Source organism: Halobacillus litoralis (assembly GCF_020524025.1).
GTDB lineage: Bacteria > Bacillota > Bacilli > Bacillales > Halobacillaceae > Halobacillus > Halobacillus litoralis_D.
In genome coordinates this window covers 389,892-410,570 of the sequence record NZ_JAIVKN010000004.1, presented here as the reverse complement: position 1 = coordinate 410,570, position 20,679 = coordinate 389,892, and the positions used below count along the sequence as shown (strand labels likewise).

At 41.0% G+C, this 20,679-nt stretch carries 18 protein-coding genes, 1 tRNA gene and 1 other annotated feature; of the genes, 6 read left to right on the top strand and 13 right to left on the bottom strand.

The genetic code is table 11. The features are described from left to right. Positions 1 to 2 precede the first annotated feature (2 nt). From LC036_RS16195 to LC036_RS16175, 5 genes are all read right to left on the bottom strand, one after another. Positions 3 to 920: a PLP-dependent cysteine synthase family protein gene (locus LC036_RS16195; protein WP_226585088.1), complete on the bottom strand. Its 918-nt coding sequence runs from the start codon at positions 918 to 920 to the stop codon at positions 3 to 5. Between the two features lie 21 nt (positions 921 to 941). Continuing rightward, entirely contained in the window at positions 942 to 1,400 is a 459-nt protein-coding gene (locus LC036_RS16190; RefSeq protein WP_226585086.1) for an S-ribosylhomocysteine lyase, read from the bottom strand. 4 nt (positions 1,401 to 1,404) lie between these two features. Then, positions 1,405 to 2,046, bottom strand: a complete 642-nt coding sequence (locus LC036_RS16185) for a class I SAM-dependent DNA methyltransferase (protein ID WP_226585084.1) — start codon at positions 2,044 to 2,046, stop codon at positions 1,405 to 1,407. 287 nt (positions 2,047 to 2,333) lie between these two features. After that, positions 2,334 to 3,509, bottom strand: coding sequence for a DEAD/DEAH box helicase (locus LC036_RS16180; RefSeq protein ID WP_226585082.1), 1,176 nt, complete (start codon positions 3,507 to 3,509; stop codon positions 2,334 to 2,336). Between the two features lie 387 nt (positions 3,510 to 3,896). Then, complete coding sequence (locus LC036_RS16175; protein ID WP_226585081.1) at positions 3,897 to 4,556, bottom strand: peroxiredoxin; 660 nt, start codon at positions 4,554 to 4,556, stop codon at positions 3,897 to 3,899. 193 nt (positions 4,557 to 4,749) lie between these two features. Here LC036_RS16175 and LC036_RS16170 point away from each other — a divergent pair, with 193 nt between their 5' ends. Next, positions 4,750 to 5,937 carry a M14 family metallopeptidase gene (locus LC036_RS16170; RefSeq protein WP_226585079.1) on the top strand — a complete coding sequence of 396 codons (1,188 nt, stop codon included), beginning with the start codon at positions 4,750 to 4,752 and terminating at the stop codon, positions 5,935 to 5,937. Positions 5,938 to 6,092: 155 nt separating this feature from the next. On the opposite strand, the gene LC036_RS16165 is transcribed toward LC036_RS16170, so the two are convergent. From LC036_RS16165 to LC036_RS16150, 4 genes are all read right to left on the bottom strand, one after another. Beyond that, on the bottom strand, positions 6,093 to 6,434 hold the full coding sequence (locus tag LC036_RS16165; protein WP_226585077.1) for a hypothetical protein: 342 nt from the start codon (positions 6,432 to 6,434) through the stop codon (positions 6,093 to 6,095). Between the two features lie 166 nt (positions 6,435 to 6,600). Beyond that, entirely contained in the window at positions 6,601 to 7,974 is a 1,374-nt protein-coding gene (argH, locus tag LC036_RS16160; RefSeq protein WP_226585075.1) for an argininosuccinate lyase, read from the bottom strand. Then, a complete protein-coding gene (locus LC036_RS16155) occupies positions 7,967 to 9,202 on the bottom strand; it encodes an argininosuccinate synthase (RefSeq protein WP_226585074.1) in 1,236 nt (411 codons plus the stop codon). Before LC036_RS16155 ends, argH begins: the two co-directional genes overlap by 8 nt. Positions 9,203 to 9,254: 52 nt before the next feature. Next, positions 9,255 to 9,475 (bottom strand) — a binding site (T-box leader). Between the two features lie 239 nt (positions 9,476 to 9,714). Then, positions 9,715 to 11,367 (bottom strand): L-lactate permease, encoded by a 1,653-nt coding sequence (locus LC036_RS16150; RefSeq protein ID WP_226585072.1) that lies wholly within the window; start codon positions 11,365 to 11,367, stop codon positions 9,715 to 9,717. Between the two features lie 297 nt (positions 11,368 to 11,664). On the opposite strand from LC036_RS16150, the gene queC reads away from it, so the two are divergent. The 3 genes from queC to queE are packed head-to-tail and all read left to right on the top strand — an operon-like array spanning position 11,665 to position 13,518. After that, positions 11,665 to 12,330 carry a 7-cyano-7-deazaguanine synthase QueC gene (gene queC / locus LC036_RS16145; protein WP_226585070.1) on the top strand — a complete coding sequence of 222 codons (666 nt, stop codon included), beginning with the start codon at positions 11,665 to 11,667 and terminating at the stop codon, positions 12,328 to 12,330. Next, positions 12,330 to 12,797, top strand: coding sequence for a 6-carboxytetrahydropterin synthase QueD (gene queD / locus LC036_RS16140; protein WP_226585068.1), 468 nt, complete (start codon positions 12,330 to 12,332; stop codon positions 12,795 to 12,797). The genes queC and queD overlap by 1 nt, the downstream gene beginning before the upstream one ends. Beyond that, positions 12,787 to 13,518 carry a 7-carboxy-7-deazaguanine synthase QueE gene (queE, locus tag LC036_RS16135; RefSeq protein ID WP_413229965.1) on the top strand — a complete coding sequence of 244 codons (732 nt, stop codon included), beginning with the start codon at positions 12,787 to 12,789 and terminating at the stop codon, positions 13,516 to 13,518. Before queD ends, queE begins: the two co-directional genes overlap by 11 nt. A 189-nt stretch (positions 13,519 to 13,707) precedes the next feature. On the opposite strand, the gene LC036_RS16130 is transcribed toward queE, so the two are convergent. Then, positions 13,708 to 14,967 carry an OFA family MFS transporter gene (locus LC036_RS16130; protein ID WP_264188412.1) on the bottom strand — a complete coding sequence of 420 codons (1,260 nt, stop codon included), beginning with the start codon at positions 14,965 to 14,967 and terminating at the stop codon, positions 13,708 to 13,710. 238 nt (positions 14,968 to 15,205) lie between these two features. Between LC036_RS16130 and LC036_RS16125 the strand changes: the two genes are divergently transcribed. Further along, positions 15,206 to 15,278: transfer RNA gene (locus LC036_RS16125), tRNA-Ala, on the top strand. Positions 15,279 to 15,419: 141 nt separating this feature from the next. Then, entirely contained in the window at positions 15,420 to 17,438 is a 2,019-nt protein-coding gene (locus LC036_RS16120) for a methyl-accepting chemotaxis protein (protein WP_226585064.1), read from the top strand. Between the two features lie 49 nt (positions 17,439 to 17,487). On the opposite strand, the gene LC036_RS16115 is transcribed toward LC036_RS16120, so the two are convergent. The 3 genes from LC036_RS16115 to trpA all read right to left on the bottom strand — a co-directional run bounded on the left by LC036_RS16115 (position 17,488) and on the right by trpA (position 20,678). Beyond that, entirely contained in the window at positions 17,488 to 18,903 is a 1,416-nt protein-coding gene (locus LC036_RS16115; RefSeq protein WP_226585063.1) for a sodium:solute symporter family protein, read from the bottom strand. Positions 18,904 to 19,263: 360 nt separating this feature from the next. Further along, complete coding sequence (locus tag LC036_RS16110; RefSeq protein ID WP_226585061.1) at positions 19,264 to 19,845, bottom strand: anthranilate synthase component II; 582 nt, start codon at positions 19,843 to 19,845, stop codon at positions 19,264 to 19,266. Between the two features lie 32 nt (positions 19,846 to 19,877). Next, positions 19,878 to 20,678 (bottom strand): tryptophan synthase subunit alpha, encoded by an 801-nt coding sequence (gene trpA / locus LC036_RS16105; RefSeq protein WP_226585059.1) that lies wholly within the window; start codon positions 20,676 to 20,678, stop codon positions 19,878 to 19,880. Between the last annotated feature and the right edge of the window lies 1 nt (position 20,679).

Sequence of the window (20,679 nt, the reverse complement as noted above, 5' to 3'; positions counted from 1 at the left end):
TTTCACTCCTCATATATTCCTTGGCTTAAATAACGTTCACTGCTATCAGGAAAAATCGTAACAATTTTTGAACCAGGTTTGGCTTTGGATGCTTCTTTTAATGCCGCCTCAAAGACTGCACCTGAGGAACTCGCAACGAGCAGGCCTTCCTGCAGGGCTAACTCTTTCACACGATGAAAAGCACGCTCATCAGTGACAGTATGAATAGCATCAAAGTAAGATGGGTCCATATAAAAAGGCAAAAATTCCATCCCAATGCCTTCCGTACGGTGAGGCCCGGGCTCTCCACCATTTAATATAGATCCTTCAGGTTCAACGATGACCGTCTTTATATTCTGATTCTGTTCTTTTAAGTAACGAGCTGTTCCCATAAAAGTCCCGCCTGTTCCAGCGCCGGCAATAAAGATATCCATTTCTCCATTAAGGTCCCGGTAAATTTCAGGTCCCAGCGTTTCATAATAAGCATCTGGATTTGCCTGATTATTAAATTGCTGGGGGCTGAAAGAATCAGGAATTTCGCGGCAAAGCTCCTCAGCCCTTTCAATGGCCCCTTTCATTCCTTTTTCTGTCGGCGTATTAATTACCTCAGCTCCAAGAGCCTTCATCAATACCTGCTTCTCCCGGCTGAACTTTTCAGGTGTAACAAAGACCACCCGAAACCCTCTTCCAATGGCAGCAAGCGCTATTCCTATCCCCGTATTGCCGGCTGTTGGTTCAACAATGGTACCTCCAGGCTTTAAGAGCCTCTTTGCTATGGCATCCTCAATCAGTTTTAAACCCAGGCGGTCTTTTACGCTGCCGCCTGGGTTCATGAATTCAAGCTTGGCAAAAATCCTCACTTGATTCGGGATATCTGAGTGAGTGAGTTCGATCATCGGTGTCTGACCTATCAATGATTGAATATTCTTCACGTAACCCATTCCATTCTCATCTCCCGCTTATTAAAAAACTTCAGTCCATTCATTACGTTTATCTAATAATTCTCTAGCAAGCTCCTTTGCCCCTTCAAGGCTGTGACTGGCAGCAAATCCACACTGTAGTTCATTGCATGCTGGAACTTCGTCTGCGTCCAATACATCCTTTAAAGTATTTTCAATCACATTCAGGACATTTTCATAGCTGTCATCATTCAATACAGTGATGTAAAAACCTGTCTGGCAGCCCATAGGACCAACATCAACAATACGATCATGATGGTTACGGCTGTTTTCTGCCATTAAGTGCTCTAGAGAATGCAAAGCCGGCATTTCCATATGTTCTTGATTTGGCTGTTTAATACGAAGGTCATATTTGTAAATCTTATCACCGTTTTCACCTTCTGTTACCCCAACAAGACGTACATATGGTGCTTTTACTTTTGTGTGATCAAGGCTGAAACTTTCAACATTCATTTTTGGCATATCATTATTCTCCCTTGTCAGCCTGAATCAACCAGGCGTATTTATTGAGCTGTTCAAAAGAGACCTTAAAGCCTCCTTTGACAAACATCTCTCTTAAATCTTCTAGATAAGGATAGTATTCTTCCTGCAAATCTTTAGCTAAATTTGAAAAACCTGACTTTTCCGCATCATCTATCAACTCTTTTTTATGTGTTTCATCTTTAAATATCGTATCAATAAAGATTACCTGACCATCATTTACTAAGCGATGATAAAACTTTCCAATCGCTTCGACCTTTTCAGAAGCTGTCAGATGATGAAAAGCAAAAGAACTGACAATGGAGCGGATTGGTGTGATAAGCGACGGAAAATCCAAAAAGTTCCCATCATATAATGCGGCCTCAGGACATTTAACTTTAGCAATGCGACGCATTTCAGAAGAAGGCTCTATACCAAGAACAACTTTTTCCTGATCAACCATTTTTCTGGTCAGATTACCTGTACCTACTCCAAATTCCATCACAGGAGATTTAGAAAGAGACGCTAATCGTGTCAACATCTCATCGTATCTTTCAAAAACTTCTTGATACTCTGGATCTTTTCCAGAAACTGTATCATCATATGAACTCGCCCATTGGTTAAATAGGTCGACGAATTCCATACCCATCTCTCATCTCTCCCTAAAGTTAACAATTCCAATCAGTTAACTCGGAATTGCATTATTAATGTATCATATTTCTTTGTAAGACTCAATGTTATAGGCAAAGTACCTTTTTTTACCTATTAAAGTATTCTATGGCTCTCTCATACTGATGTGAAGCCCAATTTTCTTAGACCTCCTCTTGCACTGTTCTTTTCTTGTACAAACCTAATATATAAAAGAACAACTCGAAACCTTAACAGAGCCATTTCATAAATAAAGCCCCAGAGTTATTGCAGCTCCGGGGCTCTTTCCTATCTTCGTTTTCGCTTGTTCAGTTTCTTTTCAACCTTTTCCTCTCCGCCTCTCTTTCCAGGAGAGAGCGATTGAATGGATCTTCTTTCTAACCTTTGATGGATATGCTTCTCAATGGCTTGAAGGGCCTGCTTATCTTTTGGAGCAGCAAAAGTGATCGCTAAACCTTTTCCACCGGCTCTCCCTGTTCTACCTATTCGGTGTATATAACTTTCCGGGTCTTGAGGGATATCATAATTAAAGACATGTGTAATCCCTTCAACGTCTAAGCCTCTTGCCGCAACATCCGTAGCAATTAAATACTGTATTTTTGCGTTACGGAAGCGCTGCATAACTTTCTCCCGTTTTGCTTGAGATAAATCTCCATGAAGTTCATCAGATTCATATCCTTTTGCAATTAAAGCATCATTAAGCTTCTTCGCCCGTCGTTTTGTGCGACAGAAAATCACAGCCAGGAATGGGCGGTGTTCACTCATAATTTGTAAAAGGGTGTCTTGTTTTGCCCGGTCCGTTGTTTCATATAGAAGCTGTTTGATGTTTTCGACAGTTACAGTTTCCTCTTTAACGACAATCTTTTTGGGTTTGTTTAGAATCTTTTTCCCTAAGGCTTGAACCTTAGAAGTAATCGTTGCAGAAAACAGCATTGTCTGACGATCTGCAGAGGTCTGAGATAAAATATCCTGAACATCAGGGAGAAACCCTGCTTCTAACATCTGATCAGCCTCATCGACAACTAAATAGTCAACCTCATTGAGGTGGACATTTTCACGTCTTAAATGATCCAATAAGCGGCCTGGTGTCGCCACAACAATGTGAGCTCTGCCATCCAGCTTATTCGCCTGCTTAACTACATCCTGACCTCCATATACCGCTAATACATGAACGTCCTCGGGTTTTAGTTTTTGAACTTCCTGCGTAATCTGGAGAGCTAATTCTCTCGTTGGTGTAATAATGACTGCCTGCACATATGCTGAGGCAGGATCAACATTTTTTAAAATGGGAAGTAAAAAAGCAAATGTTTTCCCTGTCCCAGTCTGGGCTTGAGCAATCACATCTTGACCGTCCATTAATGCTGGTATGGCCTCTTTCTGGATAGGTGTTGGAGTAAGTATTCCCTGATGCTTTAATTTCCTGGATAATTCTGTTGGTACACCTAATTGTTCAAATTGCTGCATACTACTTCACTTCTTTCTTATTGACTAAGTTAAACGCTGTGTTGTTTTTATTGCTGAAAACAAAGAAAGTAGAAGAATTCACCAGAACCGGTTTGTCTTCTAATCATCCTTCGTGTAAATGACTTATAAGGGGAGCGGATCGTAATCCATCAAGGCGCATCCTTACCCATAATATTGGAAACAGATCGTGTGAATAACAAAGGCGTGATACAAATCCGTAGAACCATCAGTCCATGGAGACTGTAATTGCATATTAGCTGCTTTGCTATGCCATAAAATTCAACATGGCCTGCCTAATTAAAATCATTACCCCTTATTGTACCTGAAAAAAGGTATTTATGCCCGCCCACAAAAAAAACTGCCCGATAAGCGAGCAGCCTTTCTAACTTATATGTCTTTTTTTGAAATATACCAGTCGATATACTCAATGCCGTCCTCTTGTGATCTTTCAGCTGCTTCCTCCTGTGATTTCGGAGGAGATACAACACCTTTGTCCCCTTCCTGCCAGTTTGCAGGCGTCGAAACCCCGTGTTCGTCTGTGGTTTGCAAAGCTTTCACAAGACGTAGAATTTCCTGCATATTTCTGCCTGTTGTAAGTGGATAGTAAATAATGGAGCGGATTTTTTGATCAGGATCGATAATGAATACCGCCCGACTTGTTTCAACCTGACTCTCTCCCGGCATAATCATTCCATATTTCATGGACACTTCCTTATCTAAGTCGGCAATAACAGGAAAACCTATCGTTGTATTAAAATTCTCCTCAATACTTCGTATCCATGCAATATGAGAGGGTACGGAATCGACACTCAGCCCGATCAGCTCTGTATTCATCTGCTTTAATTCAGGGTAAATTTTTTGAAATTCTACAAATTCTGTCGTACATACAGGGGTAAAGTCAGAAGGGTGGGAAAACAGAACCAACCATTTCCCTGAATAATCTTTTAAGTCGATGTTCCCTTGACTTGTTGCTGCTTCAAATGAAGGGGCATCGTCCCCTATCCTCGGCATCATTACTGTCCTGCCTTCTGTTTCAGCTTGTCCCATTTTTCATCCTCCTTCATGGAAATTAATTACATATATATAAACAAGTACCACTGGAGAATGAAATTAAATCCTATTAAAAAGAAGAATGAATCAAAAGTCATGACCATGGAACATTTTTCATAATTCACTTCATTTCCTTATCTACTGTTCCATATAAATATTAGAAGGAACATACAGTAAAGGAGGGTTTTTAGTGAATGTAAAGGTAAGAAAAGGAGATACATTCTGGTACTACGCCAAACTCTTTAATATACCAATGAAGTTAATCATTGATTCCAACCCTCAAGTGAATCCTTCTTCTCTAACCATTGGTGAAACAATTCAAATTCCCGGCTATCAAACAGTCACCCATACGATTCAACAAGGGGACACCTTTTGGAAGCTAGCCAGTGAGAAACGTCTGTCTATTGATTCTCTGGCTCTCTTAAACCCTCAAGTGAATCCGAAACAATTACAAATTGGTCAACGTATATCCATTCCGGTTAAAGTTACCTACCGTGTTGTAGACGGGAATAGACCTTATGACTTTGATGTCCTCACACAGGACGTGAGCACACTTTATACGATTTATCCATTTCTCCGGAAGCAGGTCATTGGACAAAGCGTGATGGGGAAAGACCTCGAGGAACTCCAAATCGGTCGTGGCGCTAAAGTCGTCCATTGGAATGGGTCATTTCATGCAAATGAGTGGATTACCACGGCTGTCATTATGCAGTTCTTAAATGATTATCTTCTGTCCTTAACCAATAAGGAAACGATACGCGGAGTGGAAACTTCTTCGTTTTATGACCAGGTGACTTTATCTATCGTTCCAATGGTCGACCCTGATGGCGTCGACCTTGTTCTAAATGGTCCACCTGAGGGTGAATTTGGAGATCTAGCGTTGAAAATCAATGATGGACAGACGGATTTTTCTAATTGGAAAGCCAACATCCGTGGTGTAGACTTAAATAATCAATTTCCGGCAAAATGGGAAGTCGATGCCGCTCGTAAACCAACAGAACCATCTCCCCGGGATTTCCCTGGCTATGAACCTTTAACAGAACCGGAAACTATAGCTATGGCCGAACTCGCAGGTGCTCGAAACTTTGAAAAAATGCTCGCCTTTCACACTCAGGGAGAAGTAATATACTGGGGCTATGAAGGACTTGAACCTTCCCGTTCCATGACCATCGTGAACGAATTCAGCAGAGTCAGCGGCTATGAACCTATTCGTTTCGTGGATAGCTTCTCAGGTTATAAGGACTGGTTTATCCAGGAATTCAGACAACCAGGATTCACCGTAGAGTTAGGAGAAGGAACCAACCCCCTGCCCCTCGAACAATTTGATGAAATCTACCAGGAGACCATCGGAATCTTCTTAGCCAGTCTTTACATGTAGAATATAGTAGATATTCTCTGTTTTGATTTCTACGTGTGAAGAAGCGAAAAGATATGAAAATCTCCTCACTAAGTTAATGATTATGGGGAGGTCGGTCAGCATATTTAATGAATAGGCGGGTAAAGTAAAAACCCTGGATATCCCAGGGTTTTCGTTTAATTAAAATCTGATTTGTTCATATGACCATCATGATTTTTTATGATTGATAGTGCCCGGTCATACTCCTCTTCCTTAATTGTAAAATGAAGAACATGTGTTAAATGCCTCTGATCGGAAAGTGGTCCATGTTGATCTTTTTTAGGTGATACCACATCCGTAAAACTAAAGGTTCCTCCACCCGTATTTGCAGATCCTGCAACAGGCACCACAGGGGTCAAGTCTGCATCTTCAGGAATAGCCTCAACTGTTTCTTGCTGGACAGACAAGGATTGCAAATCTACTTTTGCACTTTCTGCGTCATTTTCAGTTTGAAAATAAGCTTGAATCGCTTTGGACATTTTTTCTCATCCCTCTCTGAAATTATAGTTGTATGGTTATATTATCCTTGCTTTCGATCTTTCAAACCCTTTGACTTTTCCATATTGCAAAGCCTCTCAAATTTATGTCTTCCATATAAGGGAGCTTCAGGCAGACAATATAAGGAACCTGTAAAAACCACCTCTATTAATAGAGGTGGTTTTTTGCTGATTGTATCTGGTTATATACTTGAGCAAATCCTGTGCCGCCTTCACTATTCCTTGCAGCCACCACTTGCTCTGGATCTAATTTTTCATAAATATCTTCTTCAAACTGATCGGAAAACTTCCGGTACTCATTCAGCGATAAGTCAAGCAGGTACTTTTCTTGTCCGATTGCGTAAAGGACGATTTTCCCTATTACTTCATGAGCCTCTCTGAAAGGTAAACCTTTTACCGCAAGATAGTCTGCAATATCCGTAGCGTTCGAATAGTCTTCTTTCACCGCTTTCTTCATTTCTCCTACCTTCACATCCATAGATGCAAGCATTGGTGCCAGAAGGGAAAGCGCTCCTTCAAGTGTATCCGCTGTATCAAACATTCCTACCTTATCTTCCTGCATATCTTTGTTGTAAGCCAGCGGTAAACCTTTCAGCAATGTCAGCATACCCATCAAATTCCCATAAATACGTCCTGTCTTTCCACGCAGTAGTTCAGGTACATCAGGATTTTTTTTCTGTGGCATAATACTTGATCCTGTACAAAATTCATCGTCCAGCTCAATAAAATTAAATTCCTGGCTGCTCCACAAAATTAACTCTTCAGAAATTCTTGATATATGGGTGATTAGTATAGAAGAAATAGACAAGAATTCAAGAATGAAATCACGATCACTGACAGCATCCAGCGAATTTGGATATACTTTTTCAAAGCCTAGTATATCTGCTGTCATTTGACGATCGATCTCATAGGGGGTTCCTGCCAAAGCAGCTGCCCCCAGTGGTGACCAATTGATACGCTTAAGGCTGTCTTGCAGCCGTTCCTTATCCCGTTCAAACATCCAGAAATAAGCAAGCAGATGGTGACCAAAAGAAACGGGCTGTGCCCGTTGAAGATGTGTATACCCCGGTAAAATGGTTTCAACATTCGACTCCGCCTGGGACAACAACGCATCTTGGACGGCCTCTACCAATGTAATTATTTCTTCTGTCTTCTCTCGTAAATATAAATGCATATCAGTTGCAACTTGATCATTCCGGCTTCTTCCCGTGTGGAGTTTCCCCCCTACGGGCCCTATTTCTTCTATTAATAGTTTCTCGATATTCATATGAATATCCTCATCTGCGATGGAGTATTCTACCTCACCTTTTTCAATCTTACCCTGAATGGTATGGAGTCCTCTGATGATTTGGTTTTTCTCTTCATTAGATATAATTTCACAATGACTGAGCATCTCTACATGAGCCAGACTCCCTTTAATATCCTGAACTGCGAGCTTTTGATCAAAACTGATCGAAGAAGTATATTCTTCGACCAGTTTGTTGGTTGGCTTAGTGAATCGTCCCCCCCATAATTTACTCATGAGAAGTCACCGGTGCTTTATCTAGAAGCTTATTTTCTTTATGCACATCCGCATGGACTTTTGTAGGTAACCCCCATAGTTTAATAAATCCTACTGCTGCGTTATGATCGAAAGCATCCTCTTTGGAATAAGTAGAAAGCTCTTCATTGTAAAGACTCACTGGAGACTTCTTAGCAATGACATGGTGGTGCCCTTTAAATAACTTCACTTTCACAGTACCTGTGACCACTTGTTGTGTCGTATCTATGAAAGCTGATAATGCTGGCTGCAGCGGCGAATACCAGAGGCCATCATAGATAATTTTAGAAAGCTGCTGGTCAACATTCACCTTATATTGGGATACTTCACGGGTAAGTGTGAGGAACTCTAATTCTTTATGAGCGTTGATTAAAATCATCGCTGCAGGATTTTCATAAACCTCTCTGGATTTAATTCCGACCAAACGGTTTTCTGTATGGTCAATACGACCGACACCGTGCAGACCTCCAAGCTCATTTAACTTTTCAATTAATGGGACGAGTTCCATGGAAACACCGTTAATTGCTACAGGCTTTCCTTCCATAAAGTCAATATCGATTACTTCAGGTTCATCCGGTGTCTTTTCTATAGGATTTGTCCAGGCATAGGCAGCTTCAGGAGCTTCCTTCCAAGGATCTTCGAGAACCCCTGCCTCACAGGCACGCCCCCAAATATTTGCATCTATAGAGAATGGATTTTCCAGATTCACAGGGACCGGAATGCCATTTTCTTCTGCATAAGCAATTTGTTCATCTCTCGTCATTCCCCATTCACGAACGGGTGCGATGACTTCTAGATCCGGGTTCAATGCCTGGATCGACACTTCAAACCGCACTTGATCGTTTCCTTTCCCAGTACATCCATGCGCTACAGCAACCGCTCCCTCCTTCTCTGCAACCTCAACGAGAAGCTTTGAAATTAGAGGCCGGGACAATGCGGAAGATAAAGGATACTTTCCTTCATATAATGCATTCCCTTTTAAAGCAGGCATAAGGTATTCCTCAGCCAAAAGTTCTTTTCCATTAATCATAATGGCTTTAACTGCTCCAACATCAAGAGCTTTCTGGCGGATCGTTTCCAAGTCCTTCCCTTCTCCTACATCAATGCCAAGGGCTATGACATCATAATCATACTTCTCTTGAATCCACTTTATTGAAATAGATGTATCTAAACCGCCTGAATAAGCTAATACTACTTTTGGTTTTGTCATAACATGATACCTCCTAAAATTTTGTCCATAAAAAAACCCGTCTCTTACCTCAGTAAGAGACGGGTTCTACAGTTATTACCCGCGGTGCCACTCTCATTGTCTACATAATTAGACCAACTCGAAACTGATAACGGGTGTTCCCGGTTCTGGCTACTAGCATTCACCAAACTTCTCAGAAGTGCGTTTTCTGTATGAATGACTATCAGGCTTCCACCACCCCTGATTCGCTGTGAGATCTAAGTTCATACGTACTTTCTTCGTCTTTGAATGTATTTTTATTATATATTGTTTATAATTATACAAAACATACAATGGAAGTCAACCTATAAATCTGGAAATCTTGTAATTTATTTATATTAAGCATGCATGGACCATGTGTCATTCTTTAACAAAAAATCTCCGCGAAGCGCCTATAGTGATTACATAAAAGTCCTCTTATCTGAATGAATGGATTTTGTGATGCTGCCATATCAACGTTTAAAATGAGTATCCACCAATAATTTCTACCGCTTTTATAAAAGGTAGATCATAACAGACCCGAAGACCCCTGCCAGCCCAACGTAAAACAACATAGGCACTAGGGTTATACGTATAATTGTCCCCTCTTCACCAACCATATTGACTACAGAAGCTGCTGCCACTACGTTCAAAATACAGATCATGTTCCCTGCGTTGGATCCAAGTACCTGCAGGGCCACCACCTGCTGTCCCTGTATACCTATTTGATCCGCTACACTAAATTGAAACAATGAAAACATCATGTTGCTGAAAGTTGCACTCCCGGATATGAAGGAACCAAGAGCACCAATAACCGGAGCAACGAACGGCCAGGATCCTCCAACTGCTTCAGATACCCAGACAGCTAATTCCATCGGCATACTCATAAGGTCTGCTTCGTTTATACCAGAATTGATGAAAATTCGTACCATTGGAACAGCTGTTCCAAGAGCAATTAAGCTCCCGGTCATAGAATTCACAGAAGTTCCCACCGTACGAATGACCTCTTCTCTATTCATCCGGTGATAAATGATTGTAATAATAACAGCAGCCACAAATATAGTGCCTGGTAAGTAAAAAGGTGCAAATTCCGTGGAAATGCCGGTTCCTAAAATGTCTTCCCATCTGACTTTGACAGAGGATAACAAGGTTTTAAACGGTAGAGCATTGATCCGTGTTAAAACAAGGAGCACAGCTACAATAACATAGGGCAGCCAGGCTTTATATAAAGGCATGCGCTTAACAGCAGCACTTGCTTCATCGGATGCCTCCTGTCTATCCTCTTTACCAAAGTCCCAGGGTTCCTCAGGAAGAAGAAACCCTTTCATAGCTGCAGGAATTACAATACATAAACCGACAAGCCCTCCAATGATGGATGGAAACTCAGGACCAAGAAATGCAGCTACTACAAAGGCGGGAATTGTAAAGCTGACACCAGCAAACAGGGCGAACGGCCATATGTCGAACCCTTCTTTAAATGAGCGGTTCTCTCCAAATAATCTCGTAAGCATGACTACTAAAATTAGTGGGATGAGGCTTCCGATAAATATGTCCATCAGAACAGCGTATTGAGCCACTCCGTGAATAAATTCACCTATCGATTGAGACCCAAGCACTTGCTGCACTTGATCTGCCACGTTATCTCCTTGCTTTAATCCCTGGTCCACACCAACTATCAAAGGAGTTCCAACAGCACCAAATGAGACAGCACTGCTATCTGCTATTAAAGCTAAAGAAACAGCAGCAAGAGGCGGGAACCCCAGGGTTAATAGAAGGGGAGCAGCAATAGCAGCAGGCGTTCCAAAACCAGCTGCTCCTTCAATAAATGAACCAAACAGCCAGGCAATGATGATAACCTGTACCCTTCGATCAGATGTAATTCCAGAAAAACCGTACCTAATCGTTTCCATTGCCCCACTATTCCTTAACGTATTTAAAAGCAGGATAGCACCGAACACAATCCAGAGAATAGAAACGGCTATGATACTTCCTTCCAAAGAAGCTGCTACTACCCTAATAGGATGTATCTTCCATACAGAGATGGAAAGTGCAGCGACAATTCCCAGACTTACAGGCATAGCCTTTATGGCTGGTAAACGAAAGAGAACCAATAGAATAAAAACAGCTATGACAGGCATTAATGCCGTAATTGCTTCAAAAAAACCCATGACTCCTCCCCCCCTCTTATACTTCTATTATACCTAGATAAATGGCATAAAATGGTGTACTTTTTGTGAATCATTTCACAAAATAAAAATAAGAGATATTCAGGGTTCCCTTATGGTTTGTCCTCGTGTTAAGATTATGAAAGTTAATTAAATAAAATCTGCTTTATGCAGGAGAGGTTCTAGCGACACCCTCTATAAAAAACTAAGGATGGAACTGTACCTTACCTTAGGTGCGGTTTTTTGTGGTTTTTGGGTGTATAGAATTCTCTTTTTCATTTATGAAAGGAGAATTTTTTTATGAAATCAAATAATAAAGCCGTCGTTGTATTCAGCGGCGGCCAGGACAGTACGACTTGTTTATTCTGGGCTTTGAATAAATTTGATCACGTCGAAGTGGTTACCTTTGATTATAATCAACGTCACAATGAAGAGATTGAAGTTGCAAAAGAAATTGCTGGTGACATGGACGTACGTCATCACGTGCTCGATATGTCTCTTCTTAATCAATTAGCTCCTAATGCCCTTACAAGAGATGATATAGAAGTTAAAGATGGTGAAGATGGTGAACTTCCATCCACGTTTGTACCAGGACGAAACTTGTTATTTCTATCCTTTGCAACAATTCTTGCACGTCAAATCGGTGCAAAGCATATCGTCACAGGGGTATGTGAAACGGACTTCAGTGGTTACCCTGATTGTCGTGATGTTTTTATTAAATCTTTGAACGTTACATTAAATCTTTCCATGGATGATGAATTTGTTCTACACACACCACTTATGTGGCTGGACAAAGCCCAAACATGGCAGATGGCCGATCAACTGGACGCTTTTGACTATGTTCGTGAGAAGACATTAACTTGTTACAACGGTGTTCGAGGAGATGGATGCGGGGAATGTCCAGCATGTCACCTGCGTAAAAATGGATTAGAAACCTACCTGGCTCAAAAAGAGGTGACAAAATAATGTTTGGATTTACGATTGTTGAAAACTTACAAAAGATTGATCAGGACATTAAACGACATGAGCTGAAGTACCACCAAAAGCGTGTCATGGTCAGCAAGGAGTTTACTTTCGATGCTGCTCACCATCTGCATTGTTATGAAGGAAAATGCAAAAACCTCCATGGACATACGTATAAAGTAATTTTCGGTATTAGTGGTTTTGTAGATGATATTGGAATTGTGATGGACTTTGGTGACATCAAGGAAATATGGAAAGAGCAGATTGAGGTTCATTTGGATCACCGTTATCTAAATGATACCCTTCCCAATATGAACACAACCGCTGAAAATATGGTGGTATGGATTTATGAGAAAATGGAACACGCATTAAAGAATCATTCCCAACAATGCCGTGTAGAGTTTGTTAAACTCTATGAAACTCCAACCAGCTATGCCGAAGTGCGTCGGGAGTGGATGAATGATGAATAAATTTCCAGTACTTGAAATATTCGGTCCAACCATTCAAGGAGAAGGCATGGTCGTTGGAAGAAAAACCATGTTTGTGCGAACTGCCGGCTGTGATTACAGCTGTGCATGGTGCGATTCAGCCTTCACGTGGGACGGTAGTGCGAAAGAAGATATTGAGCGCCTCACAGCAGAGGAAATCATTGATCGTTTAATTGAGACCGGAGGAGATCGGTTTGATCACGTAACTATATCCGGGGGAAATCCCGCTCTACTTAAGCACCTTCACGAACTAATCGATCCTCTGCATGAGAAAGGAATCGAAGTAGCTCTTGAGACACAAGGAAGCCGTTGGCAGGATTGGTTTATGAATATTGATGATTTAACTATTTCACCTAAACCGCCAAGCTCAAAGATGGAGACAAACTGGGAGATTCTCGACCGCATTATTCACCAGCTTCAAGAGGGTGGTCGTGCTTCCCATCTAAGCCTCAAAGTCGTCATCTTTAATAAAGAAGATTTAGCCTATGCTGAAGACGTTCATGAACGCTATCCTGACGTTCCCTTCTTCCTTCAAGTAGGAAACGATGATCTTGAAGAAAATGAATCCGGCACACTCGCCAGTCACCTCCTTAATCAATATGAGTGGTTGATTGATCAGGTCGTTGATTCACCTAAATTGAATCATGTACGTGTACTTCCTCAAGTTCATGCTCTCGTATGGGGAAACAAACGAGGCGTTTAACTATAGGAATGATAAACAAGGAAAGGGGATCCATCGTTATAACGATGGATCCCCTTTCTTCTGTATTTATAACTTTAATGAAATAAAAGGCGATTCATATCCTGATTAGAAAAGGACCTATCTATGTTCTTATATAGAAAATCCGGACGTTAGAGTTCCATTTATCAGGAGTATAAAGGTTTCCAGTCTTTACGCAGTTTTTTGATTCGCTCTCATTTCTTTACGCTTTTGCTTCTCATCGACTTTTGTCAAAATCGAAACGATCAATGCCACCACAAATAGTCCAGCAAAGTAAATTAAACTACTCTCATAACTGCCAGTAGTATCTTTCATCCATGCGGCAAAAATCGGACCGACTAAACCGGCCGCTGCCCATGCCGTTAGAATATATCCATGGATGGCCCCAAGTTCTTTTGTCCCAAATAAATCCCCGATAAATGCCGGCATGGTCGCAAACCCTCCGCCATAGCAGGTGTAAATAATAGAAAATGCTACTACGAAGATCCAAGTAACAGATGTCCAAGGAACGATTAGGAATAGACCGATTTGGAGAACAAAGAAGGTTAAGTACGTATTGCCTCGTCCAATATAATCAGAAGCACTGGCCCATCCAATTCTGCCAAGTCCATTAAATATCCCCATGACACCAACAAGGGTTGCAGCAACTCCCGTTGACACTCCCACACTTTCTTCCAATAATGGCTTAGCAGCAGAGATTACCGCAATTCCACATGTGACGTTAATAAACAGCATCGTCCACAAATAATAAAAGCGTTTTGTTTTTAAAGACTCTTTAGCTTTTAAATTAGCAAGATCTTGTTTATTTACATCATCTTCGCTTTCAGGATTATACCCTTCAGGTGTCCATCCTTCAGGAGGACGTGATAAATAAAGAGAAGATGCAATCATGATGACAAAATAACTAATTCCTAAAATATAAAAAGTAGCAGAAATCCCTACCGTGTTAATCAAAAAATTCATCAATGGACTGGCAATTGCAGCTGCAAATCCAAATCCCATAATCGCCATCCCTGTCGCCAGTCCTCTTCTGTCAGGGAACCATTTCACTAAGGTGGATACAGGAGCAATATAACCTACGCCAAGACCAATTCCACCTAAAACGCCATAAGAAATATATAACAGCCATAACGAACCTGCCTGAACAGCGATACCAGAACCCGCCACACCTATTCCAAAGAATACAGCTGCGGTTATACCCGCCACCCGTGGACCATATTTCTCAACAAACCATCCTAAAAAAGCGGCTGATAAACCTAAAAATAAAATAGCCATACTAAACGTAAATTGAACTTGACTTGCAGACCATCCAAATTGATCACTCAGTGGCCCTGTAAAGTTACTCCATGCGTATACGGACCCGATGGATATATGAATCCCCACAGCGCATAAAGCAATAAGCCATCTGTTTTTCACTTTTCTTTCCGCCATTTCGTCACCTCTCAAACTATAGAATAATTCTCTCTTAACCTGAAATCTTACTTTTTAAACAATTTTTGTTAGAGGACGACAAATTTCCCACTTCATATAGTGGAAGGATAAGTACAAATGCAATGATTTAATCAGATAAAATATAGATTCCATGCTTTTTCATCCGAACATCTCACTTAATTTCCCCCTTGATTTTTTATGTCCTCCCTTATATAATTAAAATTGTCGAAAAATTCATGGGGCATTAGCTCAGCTGGGAGAGCGCTACACTGGCAGTGTAGAGGTCAGCGGTTCAAGCCCGCTATGCTCCACTCTAGAAAAAACACCATCTCATTAGAGATGGTGTTTTTTTGCTTTACTTATTAAAAAATCCCCCTGACCGTCCGATAAATGTAGCGTGACTAGTTAATACCATCAAACACTAGACCTACTAAAAAATCCGGGGGTACAGAATGTTCAAGAAAAAACAAAGAAACCAAAAAGGATCATTTTTTAAACGTACACTTCAAAGACAGATTTTAATTCCGTTTTTGACATTAATTGTTGCTGCAGGCTTCATCATTGGGTATGCAAGCTATTCCTTCAGCGTCAAAATTACGACTGATGAACTGACTGACAATATTAAAGAACAGACGTCAACACTGAGTCATTCATTCGATATTTTCTTTAGAACTCAAGAAGATATCGTTAATTATTACGTTACTCAACCAAATCTATTAGATGTTTCTTCTGATACAGATAACCTTGTTGATACGCTCGATGATCTACGCTCTTCCAGCAGCACCATAACAAACGCCTATATAGGGATAGAGGAGACAGGAGAAACCATTACGGACTCTTCCTTATCCATTCCTGATGGATTTGACCCCAGAGACCGCCCTTGGTATAAACAGGCGGTAGATCAGGGCGAAAAAGCGATTTGGACAGAGCCCTATATAGACGAAAATACAGGGGAAACCATTATGAGTGTCGCAAAAGCCGTATTTGATGGAGAAGACCTCATTGGAGTCTTTTCAATCGACTTAAATATGGAGTCTCTTCTTCAACTGATTGAAGGAGTACAGATAGCCGATTCTGGATACGCGGCTATCTTTTCTAAGAGTGGGACCTTCCTCTCCCACCCGACACCAGAACTTATTGGAACAGATGTATCAGATGAAAGTTATTACAAGAAAATTCTTGAACAAAATCAGACCAAAGGGGTTATTAACTATCAGTTTGAAGGAAATGACAAAATCCTTGCCTATGCAGTCAATGATAAAACAGACTGGATTATCGTAGGAACTGTAAATAAATCGGAACTCGAACAGAAAGGAGCCGCTATCCTTCTCCCTATAGCAACAACGGTTCTGATTATTCTTGTTTTATCTATCATTGTATCTTTCATTATTGCTAAGAGAATTCGCAGACCTATAACAACACTTCAGAAGAAAATGAAAAGTGTGGAAGAAGGAGATTTGACTGTAAATCTCCTTCAAAACCGAGAAGATGAAATTGGGCAATTGTCCAATTCGGCTAACGAAATGAAAGAAAGTATTAAACAAATGATTCAGCAATTACAGACAGTAACCGAATCTGTGACCAATCAAAGTACTGGTTTAAAGCAGGCAGCGGAAGAAGTGCGTGAGGGCAGTGAACAAATTGCTTCAACAATGGAAGAGCTGTCCGCCGGTTCTGAATCACAAGCTCACAGCTCCTCACGAATCTCAGAAATGATGGAGACATTCGCCAAGGAAATACAGCAGGCTCATTTAAACGGAAAAGACGTATCCAATACATCCTCTGATGTCCTTGCCATGACGGGGGATGGAAGTGAAATGATGCGTCATTCGGTAAAACAAATGCAGAACATAGATTCTATTGTTAAAGAATCTGTTGAAAAAGTGCAGGGTTTGGACCAGCAGTCTAAGGAAATCTCAAAACTTGTCCAGGTCATTCAGGACATTGCTGAACAAACCAACCTTCTATCACTAAATGCCGCCATAGAAGCAGCCCGCGCTGGTGAACATGGAAAAGGGTTTGCTGTAGTTGCTGATGAGGTACGAAAACTAGCTGAACAGGTGACAAATTCTGTTGGAGATATTACAACCATTGTCTCTGGTATACAGACCGAATCAAGCATGGTCGTAGATACATTACAAAATGGTTACCATGAGGTAGACCAAGGTACGAAACAAATGGAAACTACAGGAGAGACGTTCACTCGGATTGAACAAGCTGTGACACAAATGGTTACTAAAAGCAGGGACATCGCTGATAAACTGGATAAAATCTCAAACGACAGTTACGAAATAAACGCTTCGATTGAAGAAGTGGCCTCTGTTTCTCAAGAATCAGCTGCAGGTGTCGAGCAGGTAACAGCCGCAGCCCAGCAGTCCAATAGTTCTGTAGAAGAAGTTTCTCTAAGTGCTGATGAACTATCCTCGCTTTCAGAAAAACTCAATGAACAGATGAAACAGTTCAAAGTATAAAAGAAAAAGAAGGCCCTTTTACCTGAGAGTAAAAGGGCCTTCTTTCATTTTAAGAAGCTTTTGCTGTAGATTGTTTATCTTTATTATTATTCGTAGTCAATAGTGTCATTGAGATTAATACTATCACAGCTACTGGAACAGCAATAACTACACTATTTACTTCAAAAGGTTTCTGCAATAGAATTTCCCAGGTCAATGTCGCTACAACACCTGCAATCATGGAAGATACCCCGCCAATGGCATTTACACGCTTCCAGAAGAAAACAGCAAGTACTGCAGGCGTTATACCTGCTCCATAAACGGTATAAGCATACATTTGAACGCTTAACACGGTAGGGAAATAACTGATGATAACGAACGCAAGCAGCCCAAGTGCTACGATAAAGATACGTGTCATGGATAATAATTTCTTATCTGAGGCTTCTTTATTCACATATTTCCCATACAAGTCGTAGGTTAAATTCGTAGCCGCAGACAACAAGTAAGAGTTTCCTGTCGTAATAATGAAAGAAGCTGCTGCCGCTAATAAAATCCCGCCAATCGCAACCGGCATTGCAACCGTTGTGGCCATCAAAGCCATACCTGGATCAATATCAGGGAACAAGGAACGGGATGCAAAGGCAATTAATGAAATGGATGGGGAAATAACAATCATCGCAATTAACCAACCCATTTGAGCACGCTTTGCTGATTTATTTCCTTTAGATGAAGCCAACCGCTGATACATATTCTGATCACCGAGCAGCAAGAACAAGGACGGAAGCAAGTAACCAATCATTTGAACAGTGGTTAACCCGCCAGTAGTACTCATGTGAGATTCAGGTACGTTTGCTACAATTTCACTCCAGCCACCTGCAACAATGAAAATTGTTGGTACCGTTATAATTAATCCACCGACCATAAGAAATCCACTGATTGCATCTGTTTGAGATACAGAGCGGAGACCTCCGATCATGGCAAGGAATATAATCATACCTGCACCGATCATCGTACCTGTTTGGACACTCATGCCTGTCGTAAGATTAAGAATAAATCCAAAGCCTTTCATCTGATAAGATACAATTCCTACGTAAGCTAAAATGATAATAACACTCGCAAGGTTACGGGATGTGCGTCCATATTTTGCTTCCAGAATTCCAGAAACGGTAAATTTCCCGTATTCACGAATTTTTGGTGCAACTACATAAAGAACAATGATACCGACTAACGTTGGGAGCATCATCATCAATGATGGAAGAATACCATATGAGAACGCCATAGACGTTTCACCGCCAGAAATACTACCGCTGCCTGTCCAGGTAGCAAGAAGCGTTCCCATTAATACAAAAGGACCTAAGCTTTTCCCGGCTAGCACGAAGTCCTCACTACCGGCCACTTTCTTCGACATAAATACGCCGATGCCGACCATAATAATTCCATAAATGACTATAAACCATAACAAAGTTGGATCTTGTTGCAGTTCCATATCTACTAAATCATCTCCTGATGTTTTTTGTTAGCTAGTTCTAGGTGAGCGATACATATGAAAACACCGGCCGATGTCATTGCCCGTTCGAACTCAACAATAATTAACCTAACATAGATTCATAATTTGTGAAAATCAGGTTCAAACACATATAAACTACTATTTTATCAAGGTTTTTAGGATTGGTATATTTTCACAAAGTCATATGAAACCGTTAACCTCAATGGTTCACAAAATTGTCTATTTGTTAAGAAAAATCAAATAAGATACCGATTCCTCTGGCGGACGTAATGTTTAAAATAGTTCCAAAGACCTAAAAAATAAGCTGATATCTACATAGATATCAGCTTTCAAATCGTTCTAGATTAGTGCTTGTACACGTTTTTTCACTACATTAGCCAAGAGCTGTTTCCCATCGTCTGTACCTATAGATTCCGGATGAAATTGAACACCTTCAATGGGGTAGTCGGTGTGTCGGATCCCCATCAGTTCACCTTCAACAGTGGAAGCTGTTACCTCAAAACATTCAGGAAGAGATTCAAGTTCCACAATAAGAGAGTGGTAACGCATGGCCTCCATTGGATTGTTCAAACCTTGATAAATCCCTTTTCCATCATGGAAGACACGGGAAGACTTACCGTGCATCAATCTTTCAGCACGAATGACATTTCCTCCGAACACCTGGGCAATTGCTTGCTGCCCGAGGCACACTCCAAAGATAGGTTTTTTGTCCTTAAAATAGTTAATGACCTCAAGAGTCATCCCTGTCTCATTGGGAGAACAAGGCCCTGGTGACAAAAATATCAGCTCCGGGTCTAAGTGCTCAATCTCAGCTATCTCAACTTCATCATTTCTTCTTACAACCACCTCTTGCCCCAGTTCTCCTAAATATTGAACAAGGTTATAGGTAAAAGAATCATAATGATCAATCATGTAAATCACTCTGCTCCACTCCTCTCTGCTCGCATCACTTCCTATTGAATAAGTTCACGTATCCCTTTTGAAAAGTTCTCTAAAGCAAGTGATGTTTGACCTTTATCAATATTCTCAAGCTCGCCTTCAATTAAACGGATGATTTTACTCCCGATAATTACACCATCCGCATGCTCTCTGACCAGCTTTACGTGGTCATTCGTTGAAATACCAAATCCAACCGCTACGGGGACGCTGCTGTGTTCTTTTACCTTTTTGATAAAAGATAGAGCATCTGCTGACATATCATTCCGTTCCCCCGTTACACCAAGAGAAGATACACAATAGAGAAACCCTCTTGCGTGTTCAGCGATCTGTTGAATCCGTTTATCTGAGTTGGGCGCCACCAGGGATATAAATTCAATATCTTTCTCTTCTGCCTGTTGACGTATCTCACTACTCTCTTCATAAGGAAGATCAGGAATGAGTAAACCTTCTACACCATTATCTTCTAATAAACCAAAGAAGTCATCATGACCAATTTGTAAGACAGGATTGTAATAGGTGAAAATAACGACCGGAATTTCAAGTCCCCGTTTTCTTAGTTCGGGAACTAATTGAACAGCCTTCCGTAACGACATCCCTGCTTGTAAAGCACGCTGGGCTGCTCGCTGGATCGTTGGACCGTCCGCTAATGGATCAGAGTAGGGAACCCCCAGTTCCAACACATCCGCCCCTTCCTCTTGAAGTTTTAAAGCAAACTCAATAGTATGCTCAGGGGTCGGATCTCCCGCAACGACAAATGGAATAAACAAGTTTTCTGTTTTTGTCAGTTTCCCTTGAAAGAACGTCTTTGTCAGCATG